The organism is Winogradskyella forsetii, from assembly GCF_013394595.1.
Lineage (GTDB): Bacteria > Bacteroidota > Bacteroidia > Flavobacteriales > Flavobacteriaceae > Winogradskyella > Winogradskyella forsetii.
Window position 1 is genome coordinate 3,660,019 of the sequence record NZ_CP053348.1, and the last position, 14,515, is coordinate 3,674,533.

Sequence of the window (14,515 nt, forward strand, 5' to 3'; positions counted from 1 at the left end):
CTCACTACTGCTTTTTTTATGTAAAAGGGAAATTATTCAATAAGGTTATTGTACCAGTAATTTAACTGATGACTCGGCTTCGGAGGTTGTAATTCTAGCAAAATATAATCCAGAATTGAAACTAAAATCGAGATCCGTATTAGTGTTAACTGTCTTTACCAAAGTGCCGGTGATGCTATAGATGCTAACCTCGGTATTGGAAGTTACATTAGAAATGTAGATTCTATCATTAACAGATTTCACACTCGTGCTCATGGCTGTATCCACATCTTCAATGCCAAGCACATCGGCTCCTACTCCAGTAACTTCTATTTTATAGAGATTAAAGGAATTGGAATCATAAATATAAATATTCCCACCAGTACCAGTATAACTTGCCGTTATGGTTTCTGGGTCTCCATTTCCAACTGCTTGAAAAGAATTAAGCAAAGTGGTACCGTCTGATATATAAAGAATACGTTCAGTATCACTACTACTACCAGATCTAAACCAAATTTTTACATCAACTGGTCCAGTAACAGGAAAATACATATAACTATAGCTTGGTAGAAAATCGGTTGGGTTTGAACCACCATTGAATTTGAAACGGTTAATAGCCGTGTATTCATCGTCTGTACCAGCATCCCAAGTAGCGCCACCAGCATTTTCAATTTCGCCAAATTTATCGCCACTACTATCACCTACCAAAAATAGATTGTCCTTTTCTACAGTCACACCTTCAGCTGCATTAAAGGTAGCCACAGGCCACAATGCAATTTGCTCTGGACTCGTGTAGGTAGCATCGCCACCAAAATCCCAAACTTTAGTTTGAGCTTGTAATGTTGCTGCAAGTAGCAACATTGGTAAAATAAATAAAAGTAATTTTGTTTTCATGTTGTATATATTTTAAGATTAGTTAATTACAAAATTGTAATCGATTACTAAAATACTAATTAGTTTTGTATTATTTTAATTATTTATAAATTAATAAAAGGTCACCGAAACTAGGTGACCTTTTATTAATTTGAAATCTTTTAGTTTTAATTAACTATCAATTTTGCAATGTTTACTCCATCATTATCCTGAATTTTGATAACATAAATGCCATTTGCGATATCTAGCGACACATCGTTTGTGGTTTGAAAATCCAAAACTAACGCTCCTGTAAAACTATAAACTTTAATTTTTGTGTTTGATATGACATTCGATATGTGTAATTGTTGATCAAAAGCCTTAACAACTACAGAAGATTCGAGATGATTATCACTTACCGAAAGTAAAGCTGGAAAGGGATCCCAATTATCTGAGCCTTTTGTAAAATTGAACGTTGTAATATCCGTACCGTCCGTTAAGGTCGGTGAAGACAATACGGTGGACCAAGGTGCTCTAGCTCCTGAATTATTTACACCAGAAGCATTCTCCATAGTTCCATATTCATACATCATTGCTGACTCACCTCCCAAAGAACTTGTCCAACCAACTGGTGAAATTAAAGACTGTCCTTCAGACCCAGGATACGTTGATTCATAAATTGTAGTATTGTAAAATACAACCTCACTCGTATTTGGTGCCCAAGGACGACCAAAATAGCCTGGTTTTGAACCATAAGTAGATGCCGTTTCAACGCCTGGAATAGGAGATTTCACGTGACACTCATACATCAAAAATCCTCTTTCTGTCGTTTGCTGTGCTGCGGTAATGTATGCGGCATCACTACTATAATCACTTGTGTTCAATACAAAATTTGATTGATAAAATACCGCCGTCATACCTCCAAAAATATAATCTACAGCTCCCATCATATCACCTTTGTAAATGGCTACCCTTGCACCTTGTGCTCCATAAAAAGAGTCCTGACGACCTATTACCCTACATTCATCCAATAAAACCCTATCTGCGCTAGCGGCTATCCCAAGTGCAGCTGCTTGAGTTACATATCCTGCAGAACGGTCTTGTACTGCCGTATTCCCATAATCTGTTGGTCTTGTTGGCTCACTAGCAGCTTTAGCTTCTACAACATCTTGGGATTCTTTTAAAGAGATGTATTGGTTAAATGAATTTTCTAAAATGATATCCTTTATGGTGACATCTTCGGCGGTGATCACTACAGTTGCATTCCAATACGATGAACCACCACCTGTGCCTTCTTGGTTAATGTAATCCGTATAACCGTTTTCAGTGTTAACCGCTAAAGCTTCAGCACTCCATTTATTATCAGTCCCTTGACTATAAAAATTATATTTTTGACCATAGTACGATGTTATTCTAACGGCGTTAGCATCAATATCTACGCCTTGATTTAAAAGTGCGATACTTGGACTGGAAGAGGCATTTTGTAGGGTAACATTATTACTACTTATTACTAGCATTTCTTCATAATTTCCTGGATCAATTATAATTGATACAGGCTCATCATTAGGACGATCCATTCTAGAAACGGCATCTAAAGCGCCGTTAATGGTTTGGAAATCTTTATCTATACCTACTGTTAGAGTTGGACTGTATGCTTGAATTGCAACAACTTCAAAAGACACAAAATAAGATGTACCTCCTGTTGTAATTGTCACTGTTCCATCACTAGAACCAGGATAAATATACTCATGTATCACATTGGTGCTTGTGCTATTTGAAGTATTTGTAATAGTCGTCCCTCCTTCAACAGAATAGTTAGAGGCATAGTAATCAGTAATGATCACCTTATCTCCAACTTGGACAGGAATAGCTATTGTTGCTCCAGTACCAGCGCTCAGATCACCATCGGCTCCTCTGACGTTGACGTTTCCTGTGAACAAAAGCCCCTCATAAGCTGTAGCGCTTGTAATTACTCGGTCGTTAAATGTCCATTTAGAAATTTGATCAAAAATTAAATCTTTTGAAGTATCTGCACCGCTGACAGTAAGATTTGATGTCAACCCTAATCTCAATGGATAAGCATCAATACCATCATATGACAAGGCATAAACACCATCTCTTAAGGCGACATTTGATACATCTGTAAAACTATAAGAATACCCTTCTTCATTTAAATGAATGAATGTCAAGTTAAGGGCATTTTGTTGAGTCGCCTCTAAATTAATGGCAGTGATAGTAACATTATATAAAGGTTTCGCCGTGAAATCGATATCTGCAGTCTCGTCAGCAGATCCTATTGTAATCGTATTATTTAATATCTCATAGTCATTAATACCTTGAGCCGAAATTGTATATTCGATTCCAGCTTCAAGGTCAACACTGTATGTAAAGGCAACTTCATTAATAGTTACAATAGGACTGTAAACTGTACTCGCTCCAGCATCTGGAGTATATTGAAGTGTGACACCTGTTAAATCTGATAATCCTGTGATATTACCACTTACGTTATAAATATCCACTTGTGCTACCACAACTTCATAACTTGTAGTATCTTCAGTCGCATCAAATGTCAAGCCATTAGTAATGATATAGCCATTAGCGTCACTTAGGCTAAGGTTGTAAGAATATTCAACAGGTAAATCTATGGTAAACATTCCATTTGAAACTACCGCTGGGAATGTTTTGCCAGCTTCATTTGTAAACACCACAGAATATCCACTAGGTATTCCTGCTGCAAACGTTTCATCAACTGTACCTGATAAGGTTACGTACTGAGCTTCTTTCCTAAGAATTCTGTAATAACTAGGTTTATCAACTTCATCGTAGATATGATATTCACCTGCTTCTTTTGCCACAAATTTTAACTCTTGTAAATCACCACCAACCGCAACAATATCATCTTGTATTGAAGGATCTGCCACATATTCAAAGTGAATATTTCCAGTACCCGACTGTGTTAACATCATAACGGTTACTTCATCATCTGCATTCAGCGTTAAGCTCATATAACGCCCGGTGGCACCGCTTGAATTAACGTAAATTCGACCTGCATATTCTGAAACTCCACTAATGTTTTCATCATAACGTGTTAAATTTGTATTTGTAGTTCTCAATCGATCGTTCGTATCTCCTACCCAAGACAAATCTCCTGCTGTCCATCCACTCGGCATAACATTACCTGAAGAACCTACAGTTATAGAACCGTCATACCAAGCATTAATATCTGCTTCTGCCAGCTTGTTATTATATAAAACTTCGTCTAATTGCTCTGCAGCAAAATCCCATACATCTGTTTTAATTATAGTTGACTCTGACGTAGTCACATCAACGGCTGGCGTATAAGCATTAGAACCACTAAAGGTAAAGTACAGAGTTCTTGCTCCACCAGTATAATTAAACTCATAATACCCTGTTTGGTCGGCCATACCAGGATGTGCATCTAGGTCTACATCAATACTACCTAAGTCATTATTTCCCACAGAAATACCAACATCCATTATACCGTTACTAAAAACAGATCCATAAAATCTTACCGTACTACTTCCATCTTCTACATCAATTTCCAATGAATTTCCATCTTGAAAAGCTATACCATAGCCCGTGCTATGCCATAAACTAGTTGCCGCTTGGGTTCTTAATTTTCCGTCTGGACTAGTTGTTGATGTCACTGGGTCCCATTGCGTTCCTGTATTTGTAAAAGTAGTTCCATCTCCTAAATTGTATGAGACTGTGGTTTGCCCATGTGCCATCGATCCGATGAAGAACAGAACCAGCATGGCTAAAAAGGAAAGTTTTTTCATAATTGTTGATTTTATATTAGTTTATATTTAGTAAGTAGAATATTTAGACTAAATCATTGTAGGCTATTGCAAACTGGGCAATTGATTGACTATTTTGTTGTTTGTAAAAAATGCTAATTATGTATTATAACAACACAGAAATAAATGTAATCGATTGCATAAATATATAAAAAAAACCATATTCACAATAAAAGATGTAAAATATTTATGAATCATTATTTTTTTAGCCAAAAGTATGGTCGATTAGCAATTCAATACCAAATTGAATTACGACCCATAGAAATAGCGTCTTACTTTTTAAATAATCTAAACGTTTTATTGCCTTTATGAGAGCTTACTTTTGCAAAATATAAACCTTTGGTATACTGCCTTAAATCTAACTCTACTTTACGGTCTGAATTAATTACTAAATCCTCAGTAGCTAATTTTTGTCCGTTCATTGAATACAAGGAAAACTCATAATTGACATCATCTGTATTTGGAAACTCTAACGTTAAGATATCCTCAACTAAAGTCGGGTAATATTTTATCTGGGTAAAAGTATTATCTTCTACTCGCAAAGTTTCACAGCTAGATGATATCTCACCAGTACTTGTGACGTCCAACGTCGCTCCCGCCCCACAATTGACATCACTAACATAAGTAGCTACATCTTCAACAGGAGTTACGCTATAAGAATAGGTAGGTTGTGGCACAGTTCCTATATTTGAAACAGCGTTTAAACAATTATCAAATTCCAGCGAAACTGTTCCACCATAACTTTGATAAACCGTCCCAACATTTGCGAAGTCTGAGTTTTCTACATAGCAAGATAACGTATTGACTCCTCCGCTAAACCCTAAAGCCCTAGAGCTGGAAACATCCGTGTTGTAATAACAGTTAAGAATATGGAGTTGCCCATTTCTTCCCCTTGGCATTCTTTCCTTACAGCCTTGGGCCCAATAACAATTTTGAAAAGTCACACTATAATGACCGTCAGCAGGAGCTTGAGAATCACTTGATCCTATTAAATTAGAAAACCTATGATCGTTAGAACCTCCTGGTCCTCCTGGAACTGCAGGTTTAAGATAAGTGAATTTGCACCAAGATACTGTAACGTTATCTGAATTACCCTTGATATCAAAATTACCATCCACGCCATCTTGGAATTCACAATGATCTACCCAGAGATTAATACACCCATCCGCTGTAAGATTATCACCTCCGTCCACATCATATGCTCCAGGGCCTTCAAAAATGAGATTACGAATAATAACATTATTAGAGCCATTTCTTAAATTTAAGATACCAGAACCCGATTGTGTTTGTGTATTGTTGACCAATCTCGCATTTGGTAATCCTATTATCGTTTTATTGGTAACAACCTCACTAATATTCTGCCCAGCAGAAAATGTAATGGTGCCAGAGACCAAAATCACTTGTGGTGTAGATAACTTTATCTTAGACTTAAAATCCGCATAAGTACTCACTGTAACAGGTGTAACGTCACCTCCACCTGTGGTTGATTCGCCGTAACCCTCAGGTGTAGGCATATAATAATTTTGGCCGAACCCTAAATAGGTGCACATTGTGAGTCCGATAATCAGTAGTGAATTTTTCATATTCCTAATATATTTTTAAATAAAATGCAATCGATTACACAAATATATAATTAAAAACTTACGATTGCTAAATAAATAAGATTCATTCCTATAATTACGTAAAAGCATAAAAAGTGCATAAAAAATTTTCACATTTAAAAAATCTTAACAAAAATTTGTGAATCTCAAAATTATTAATACATTTGTGCAATCGATTACATTTAAACTAATTATAAACTAATTCAAAAATTTCATGTACAACAATCTAATTGATTTTTTGTTTTTCTATTCAGATAACGAAAAAACAAAAAGGTTTTTTTCAACAAAATCTTTTTCGTTAATGCTATTTGCATTATTTGTTTTCAGTAGTGGGTTCTCTTACGCCCAAAGCATCACAGTAACTGGAACGGTAACCGCTCAAGATATTGGTGGCCCTGTACCAGGCGCGTCCGTTCTAGTTAAAGGGACATCAAATGGCACGTCTACCGATTTTGATGGCAATTATTCTTTAAATATTTCAGGAACTAATGCCGTTCTGGTGATTTCATATATTGGCTATGCGACCCAAGAAATACCAGTTGCAGGACAAACAACCATTAACGTAACGCTTCAACCCAGCTCAGAAGACTTAGACGAAGTTGTCGTTATCGGTTACGGTACATCCCGTAAGTCTGATCTTACTGGCTCTGTTGTAACTATAGGCGGTGAGGATCTAAAACAACAAAACATTGCTAGTGTTTCTGAAACCTTAACCGGTAGATTAGCTGGAGTGCAGGTTTTAAATACAGAAGGATCTCCAGATTCAGAGGTGCAAATTAGAGTGAGAGGTGCAGGATCACTTACACAAGATAGTGCTCCTTTAGTTATAGTTGATGGATTTCCAGTAAATAGTTTAAACGACATTTCGCCATCTAACATTGAAAATATCAGCGTTTTAAAAGATGCCTCTTCTACTGCTATCTATGGTTCTAGAGGGGCAAATGGTGTTATCATAGTGACTACAAAAAGTGGTAAAGTAGGAAAAATGTCTGTAAGCATGAACACCTCATATGGTACCAAGACCATCGCAAAAACCATTGATGTCTTAGAGCCAGAAGATTTTGTATTATGGCAACGTGAATATTGGCTATTGAGAGACACTCCAGAAGTTTATGATGAAACATATGGACTCTATCAAGACTATGATCAATATGTTGGTATGGAAGGAAATGACTGGCAGAGACTAATCTACGGAAGAGTAGGAGATGTACAAAACCATGATTTATCTGTAAGAGGCGGTTCTGAAAAATTCAATTATAATTTTAATTACGCGCTTTATGATGAGAAAGCAATTATGGTGGGTTCTGACTTTAGAAGAAGTAATGTATCCTTGGCCTTAAAAAACAAAGCCAGTGACAAGGTAGATTTGTCATTTACAATTCGTTATGCAGATACCGAGGTTAATGGCGGTGGAGCCAATGAGCAAAATGAGGTCTCATCTGCGGATTCGAGACTTAAACATTCTATAAGATACTCCCCTATTCCTTTAGCCGCTTTTGATCCAACCAATACTGATGAGGCCATTTTTAGTGATTTGGTTAATCCATTTATTGCCGTTGCTGATAATCAACAACAAAAATTAAGAAAAAACCTTAACTTATTAGGAAGTTTGTCTTGGGACGTCATCAATAATTTAACATTCCGGTCTGATGTTGGTTTAAACACCACAGATGATTTAGATTATCGTTTCTATGGAAAATCCACTTATTTTTCTAGCAATAGACCAAGTGTTGAAAATCAAGGGCTTCCTGCTTTAAGAATTAGAGATAGAAAACGAGAAAGTTTTAGAACTGCAAACACCTTAAACTATGATTTCAAAACTATTGTTGGAGATGACCATGCACTCAAACTGCTCTTAGGACAGGAAATGATTGTTTCCAAAGATAATAGAGTTGAAACTGAGTTACACGGTTTTCCAAGTGACTTTGATTTTCAGAGAAGTTTAACGTTAACTACACAAGCTGATCCTTTTACGGTGAATAATTTTTATTCACCTGATGACAAACTATTATCGTTTTTCGGCCGTGCCAACTATGACTTTAAAAATAGATATTTATTAACCGCTACGTTTCGTATGGATGGATCCAGTAAATTTCTTGGAGATAACCGATGGGGCTATTTCCCGTCTGCAGCTTTCGCATGGAAAATTTCTGAAGAGTCTTTCTTAGAAAATACGGATTGGATCAATACGCTAAAACTAAGATTAAGTTATGGCGAAGTAGGTAATAATAATATACCAACTGGGCAAACCATTCAAACATACCAATCCTATAACACCTCTTATATTAATGGGATAAATAACTTTTTTGCACCGTCAGATGTTTTAGCCAATCCAGATTTGAAATGGGAAACAACTGTAACACAAAATTTAGCATTAGATTACAGTTTATTTAATGGTAGGGTTAGTGGTTCATTTGAAGTTTATAAAAATATTACACAAGATTTACTTTTAGCTTTCCGTGTACCTGGAACAGGGTATGATATACAGTATAGGAATATTGGTGAGATTGAAAATACAGGTGTTGAAGCCCTTATTAATATTTCAGCTATCAATAAGGAAAACTATGGTTTAGATTTCTCTTTCAATATTAGTACTAACAAAAATAAAATCAATTCCTTAGGTGCATTAGAAGACTTTGGTTGGCCTTCTGGTTGGGCTTCAAGTCAAATAGGAAATGACTATCTTGTACAAGTAGGGTCGCCTTTAGGCATAATGTACGGTTACCAAAATGATGGTCGGTATGAAGTATCTGATTTTAACTACGATGCAGCAACTGGCGACTATACATTAATGGATGGTGTTCCCGACAATAGTGCTGTAATAGGTGATGGGCTCGTTAGGCCAGGCGCTTTAAAACTAAAAGATACCAACAATGATGGTGTTGTAGATCAAGATGATCAAACCATAATCGGAGACGCTAATCCAGATTTCATAGGTGGATTTACTTTGGGCGCACGTGCATATGGTTTTGACCTTAGTGCTGCCTTTAATTTCAGTCTTGGTTTTGATGTTTATAATGCCAACAAAATTCATTCAAACACACCGAGACAAAGCGGTGATTATGGTAATCTAACTACTGAATTTGCTGACGGCGTACGCTGGACGAATCTAGATCCCTCTACAGGTCAACTTGTTAATGACCCTGCACAATTAGAAGCCTTGAATGCTAATACGACAAAGTGGTCGCCATATATGCAGCGCTATGTATTTAGTGATTGGGCTGTAGAAGACGGTTCTTACCTAAGGTTAAATACCTTATCACTTGGTTATACACTGCCAGAGTCAGTACTTTCAAATCTTGGCATATCCAAACTTAGATTATATGTCACGGCAAATAACGTATTTGTTTTAACTAATTATTCTGGTATGGATCCAGAAGTATCTACAAGAAGACAAACGAATTTTACACCTAGAGTTGACTATTCTGCCTACCCTAGAAGCAGACAGATTGCTTTCGGTTTAAACCTTAATTTTTAAAAAAATGAAAATGAAAAAATCAATATTTCTAACACTAGTTTTTCTGGCAGGAGCTATGTTCTCTTGTTCTGAATTTGAAGAAGACTTTTTGGAAGCGCCTGCACAATCATCTGCAGAACCATCAGTTATATTTTCAACACCAGATTTGGCAAGAGGTGCTGTTGATGGTATCCTAGAACCAATGGGGCAGACTAACTCCTATAGAGGTAGATATATTCCCTTTTATGGATTTAACACGGATACCGAATATAATTACAGTTCGGATGATGCTGGGAGCTCTCAAGGGGAATTAATGACCTACAGTGCAACCCCAACAAACGAACAAATGAATAGAGATAATAATGTTTGGGCCATGATGTATGCTGGGATCGAGCGCGCCAACCTTTGTATTGAAGGATTAAGAACTTATGGTAATCCAGAACCTGGTACATCATTAGGCCAGTTACTAGGCGAAGCCCTAACGTATAGAGCTATTTATTATGCAGACTTGATGAAGACTTGGGGTGATGTTCCTGCACGTTTTGAACCTATAAATAGTGAAACACTTTATTTGCCAAAAACAGATAGAGATATTATATACCAACAAATTATTGCTGATTTAGGTGAAGCTGAAACTTTAGTTGCATGGCCAAATGAAAACTCCAGAACGAATACTGTAGAACGCGCTCATAAAGCTTTTGTAAAAGCTTTCAGAGCACGGTTAGCCATGGTTGCTTCTGGTTTTCAACAATATCCTGATGGAATCAGACGCAGTAACAATCCAGCGTTATCGGTACAAAACATGTACACACTTGCACTTACTGAAGCTACTGAAGTTATCAATAGTGGTCAGGCCTATTTGGAGCCTTCATTTGAAACCTTTTGGAGAAACTTTAATGAAGAGTCTGTAATTGCTGGAGGTGAATCCTTATGGGAGATACCTTTTGCAGCAGGTCGTGGTCGAGTGGCATTCTCGTTTGCAGTTAGACATAGAGGAGTAGATCAACACACCGGACAAGCCAGAGGTGGAATAGCCGGACCTTTACCAACCGTATTCTATGACTATGACGAAACCGATACGCGTCGAGATGTCACCTGTGTACCGTATCAATGGGGAAATCCTAATGAAGGCTTTGCGCAACAAGAGCTCGTAGGATTGGACACTTGGTACTTTGGAAAGTATCGCTATGAGTGGATGGATCGTTATGTAACCTCTACCAATGATGATGGTTTAAACAAAATCTATATGCGCTTTGCAGAAGTACTATTGATTGCAGCAGAGGCGGCCAATGAATTACAAGGGGCTGGTGCAGCCGCACCATACCTTAAAGAAATAAGAAGACGAGCATTCCCTTCTGATCAACATCCTGAAAAAGTAGATAACTATGTTAATGCCTTAACAAATTCTCAAGATATGTTTGACGCTATTGTTAGAGAACATAAACTTGAATTTACTGGTGAAATGGAACGTAAGATGAATCTTATCCGATGGAATCTACTTGGCACTAATCTAGATGAAGCTAAAGAAAAAATGTTTAACCTAAAAAATAGAATCGGTGATTACGCAAACGTGCCAACCACATTATATTTCAAATACGAAGAAGATGGTGAAACACTAGATATCTATGGCTTAAACAGAAATGAAACCACCAATCCAGGACCCGAATATTCCGAAAAAGATTGGACGATGTTAGAAGATGATATGATAAACTCTCTTTATAAATTAGGAGTAGATCCAGACAATAGACAATTTTGGCCAATATGGCAAGTTTTTATAGATGCTAGTAATGGTCGATTAGAAAATGATTACGGCTATTAGAAATTATAACCAAGAAATTATTAAAACATGATGAAAGCAAAACATATATTAAAATCCATGATAGTAGTCCTGACTTTACTATTATCATTTTCCGGATGTGAAAGCCCTGATCAAGTCATTGAAGAAATTAGCATAAGTCGTGAATTCGCACCTGTCGGATTACAGGCTTTTGTAAGGAATCAAGTTTTCGTAGAACTACAATGGGACTCTAACCCTGATGTAGATAACTACTTAGTAGAATTGAGTGAAGATTCCTCATTTTCTTCAATAGCTCAATCTGTAAATGTATCTTCAAGTGAGGTACCAGTACTCATAGAACTGTCACAAGAAACGTTTTACTATATCAGAGTACAAGCACTTAGTTCTAGAGGCTTAGATCCATCCACATATGCAACTACTACCGCAGAAACATTAACGGAGCAAATTTTCTATCCTATAGAACCAGGAGATGTATTAGCGACTGAAGCCACATTCAGATGGTTACCTAACAGCACAGTAACAGAATTGTTTTTAGTACCTGGCAATATTTCTTACACGCTGTCGGCTCAAGAAATTGCAGACGGAGTTGCCACAGTAACTGGTCTTACGGGTGAAACAGATTATACGGTTCAAATACGTAACAATGCCACAATTAGAGGTGTCTTAAACTTTACCACAGGAATTGACATAGGAACAGGCATTTTAGTGACACCAACAGACGATATATTTCAAATGGTTGCAGATGCTCTTCCAGGTGATGTTTTAGTCTTGGAACAGGGTGATTATACAGAACAAATTGGCACTATAGTTATTGATAAACCTCTAACCATTAGAGGATTATTGAGCTTTGATAAACCACTTTTAAAAGTTAGCTTTTCTATTGTTACTGGTGCAACAGATGTTGAATTAATCGATCTTGATCTTACGGGTGATGTTGATACTGATTTAACAGACATGTTAAGATACACTGCAGCAGGCGACTACAACTCTTTATTAGTTAGCGGTTGTAATATCCATGATTATAATAGATCCTTTATTGCTGGTAATGAAACTGATGCCATTGTTCAATCTATAACGGTTGAAAATTGTATCGTAACAAATATTCTTACAAGTGGAGGTGATTTCTTTGATTTTAGAAGTTCTGATGTTCTCAACGTTACATTTACCACAAGCACATTCAACAACTGTGCACCTAGTAGAGATTTTTTTAGAATAGATGATTCAGGTACCTCTACCCAATCAGGGTTGGTTTGTAATATATTGATAGATAGCTGTACACTTTACGCTTGTTCCAACAATTCAAGCAGAAGAATACTTTATGTTAGATTTCAAGATAACGATATTACAGTGAATAATACGTTAATCACGGATACGGAATCAGAAGGGTATTCTGATCAAGCTAGAACGGACGAATTTATTGATTTTAGTAATAACAACTATTTTAATGCACCAACAATGTATGACTCATCAGTGCCAAGATATGATAACTCGACGTCATATACCACATTAGATCCAGGATATGCTGATGCATTAGCTGGAGATTTTACATTGTCTACCCAGTCGTTGATTGATAACCAAGTTGGAGATCCACGATGGAGGTAATAACAGATATCAATTGAGTTAGTCAAGAAAAGGGGTTATGTTTGAAAAAATATCTCTCCTTTTTTTGTATTATATTATTTTAATAAAAAACAATGATTGAAAAACGACACTTAGGCTTAATAATTTTATTATTTTTTTCGAGTATAATATATGGTCAACACTTGGCTTTCCCTACGGCTGAAGGTTTCGGTCGCTATACTTCAGGTGGTAGAGGTGGTTTTGTTTATAAAGTCACCAACCTAAACGATAGCGGAGAAGGAAGTCTGAGGAAAGGTATTTTGAAGAAAGGCTCCAGAATCATTGTTTTTGATATCTCTGGAACAATTGAGTTAAAATCTAAGTTAGACATTAACAGAGGCGATTTGAGCATTCTTGGCCAAACAGCACCTTGTGGCGGTATTACGATCAAAGGATTTCCTGTAACTATTAAATCCGATAATGTTGTATTAAGATATATACGTTTTAGAATGGGAGATATCAATGGCATTGAAGGCGATGCACTTGGCTGCAGAGATACCAATAATGTGATTATAGATCATTGCTCTATAAGTTGGGGAACTGATGAGAATGCTTCCTTCTACAATAATAAAAACTTCACATTACAGTGGTGCATTATTTCTGAAGCTTTAAACAAGTCCGTTCATGAAAAAGGCGCACATGGCTATGGTGGTATTTGGGGAGGTGTAAGAGCTTCTTTTCATCATAATCTAATAGTAAGCAACAATAGTAGAAACCCAAGATTTAGTGGCTCTAAAACCACAGAAAATTCTGAAAATGAATTTGTGGATTTTAGAAATAATGTCATTTATAATTGGGGTGAAAATAGTATCTATGGCGGCGAAAATGGAAGTTACAACATGATAAACAATTACTTCAAATCAGGACCAGCCACAACGTCCTCTAAACTCGACAGAATCGTTAGTCCTTCAGAACCTTATGGTAAATTTTATGTAGATGGAAATTTTGTCTTTAATCATAACAATATCACTTTAAATAATTGGAACGGTGGCGTACAATGCGACAATCCAGAACTAGCGAAATTAGATAAGTCTTTGGATATTTCAAATAATATTCAAACTACAAATGCTGAAGAAGCGTTTACCGAAGTCTTGAAAGGTGCGGGAGTAGATATCCATAGAGATACCGTTGATAAAAGAGTTATAAGCAATACTAAAAAAGGAAACGCAGATTATAAAAATGGAATTATTGACTCCCAGGAAGATGTCAATGGTTGGCCAATTATAAAGTCAAAACAAGGACTTAAAGACACTGATAATGATGGTATACCTAACAAATGGGAGCGTAAGTTGAAATTAAATCTTAACAAAAAAGATGCTCATCTAAATAGTATAAATGAGCATTATTCTAATATTGAAATCTATGCAAATGCATTACTAGATTAGTAAAT

General features: G+C 36.5%; 7 protein-coding genes. 4 read left to right on the plus strand and 3 right to left on the minus strand.

All coding sequences use genetic code 11. The annotated features are described in order from the left end of the window. Positions 1 to 45: 45 nt before the first annotated feature. The 3 genes from HM987_RS15785 to HM987_RS15795 all read right to left on the minus strand — a co-directional run bounded on the left by HM987_RS15785 (position 46) and on the right by HM987_RS15795 (position 6,232). Positions 46 to 873, minus strand: a complete 828-nt coding sequence (locus HM987_RS15785; RefSeq protein WP_179008993.1) for a T9SS type A sorting domain-containing protein — start codon at positions 871 to 873, stop codon at positions 46 to 48. A 146-nt stretch (positions 874 to 1,019) separates the two neighbouring features. Continuing rightward, a complete protein-coding gene (locus HM987_RS15790; protein WP_179008994.1) occupies positions 1,020 to 4,631 on the minus strand; it encodes a pectinesterase family protein in 3,612 nt (1,203 codons plus the stop codon). A 290-nt stretch (positions 4,632 to 4,921) separates the two neighbouring features. Continuing rightward, complete coding sequence (locus HM987_RS15795; RefSeq protein ID WP_179008995.1) at positions 4,922 to 6,232, minus strand: pectate lyase family protein; 1,311 nt, start codon at positions 6,230 to 6,232, stop codon at positions 4,922 to 4,924. 319 nt (positions 6,233 to 6,551) lie between these two features. Between HM987_RS15795 and HM987_RS15800 the strand changes: the two genes are divergently transcribed. From HM987_RS15800 to HM987_RS15815, 4 genes are all read left to right on the plus strand, one after another. After that, complete coding sequence (locus tag HM987_RS15800; RefSeq protein ID WP_179008996.1) at positions 6,552 to 9,728, plus strand: SusC/RagA family TonB-linked outer membrane protein; 3,177 nt, start codon at positions 6,552 to 6,554, stop codon at positions 9,726 to 9,728. A gap of 10 nt (positions 9,729 to 9,738) precedes the next feature. After that, positions 9,739 to 11,526 carry a RagB/SusD family nutrient uptake outer membrane protein gene (locus HM987_RS15805; RefSeq protein WP_179008997.1) on the plus strand — a complete coding sequence of 596 codons (1,788 nt, stop codon included), beginning with the start codon at positions 9,739 to 9,741 and terminating at the stop codon, positions 11,524 to 11,526. 27 nt (positions 11,527 to 11,553) lie between these two features. Next, positions 11,554 to 13,107 (plus strand): DUF5123 domain-containing protein, encoded by a 1,554-nt coding sequence (locus tag HM987_RS15810; RefSeq protein ID WP_179008998.1) that lies wholly within the window; start codon positions 11,554 to 11,556, stop codon positions 13,105 to 13,107. 92 nt (positions 13,108 to 13,199) lie between these two features. Next, positions 13,200 to 14,510 carry a pectate lyase family protein gene (locus tag HM987_RS15815; protein WP_179008999.1) on the plus strand — a complete coding sequence of 437 codons (1,311 nt, stop codon included), beginning with the start codon at positions 13,200 to 13,202 and terminating at the stop codon, positions 14,508 to 14,510. Positions 14,511 to 14,515: the final 5 nt, after the last annotated feature.

What these genes read in the sequence shown, in the direction of transcription:
- HM987_RS15785 (WP_179008993.1), bottom strand. Translation starts at nt 873, where the DNA reads ATGAAAACAAAATTACTTTTATTTATTTTACCAATGTTGCTACTTGCA.
- HM987_RS15790 (WP_179008994.1), bottom strand. Translation starts at nt 4,631, where the DNA reads ATGAAAAAACTTTCCTTTTTAGCCATGCTGGTTCTGTTCTTCATCGGA.
- HM987_RS15795 (WP_179008995.1), bottom strand. Translation starts at nt 6,232, where the DNA reads ATGAAAAATTCACTACTGATTATCGGACTCACAATGTGCACCTATTTA.
- HM987_RS15800 (WP_179008996.1), top strand. Translation starts at nt 6,552, where the DNA reads ATGCTATTTGCATTATTTGTTTTCAGTAGTGGGTTCTCTTACGCCCAA.
- HM987_RS15805 (WP_179008997.1), top strand. Translation starts at nt 9,739, where the DNA reads ATGAAAAAATCAATATTTCTAACACTAGTTTTTCTGGCAGGAGCTATG.
- HM987_RS15810 (WP_179008998.1), top strand. Translation starts at nt 11,554, where the DNA reads ATGATGAAAGCAAAACATATATTAAAATCCATGATAGTAGTCCTGACT.
- HM987_RS15815 (WP_179008999.1), top strand. Translation starts at nt 13,200, where the DNA reads ATGATTGAAAAACGACACTTAGGCTTAATAATTTTATTATTTTTTTCG.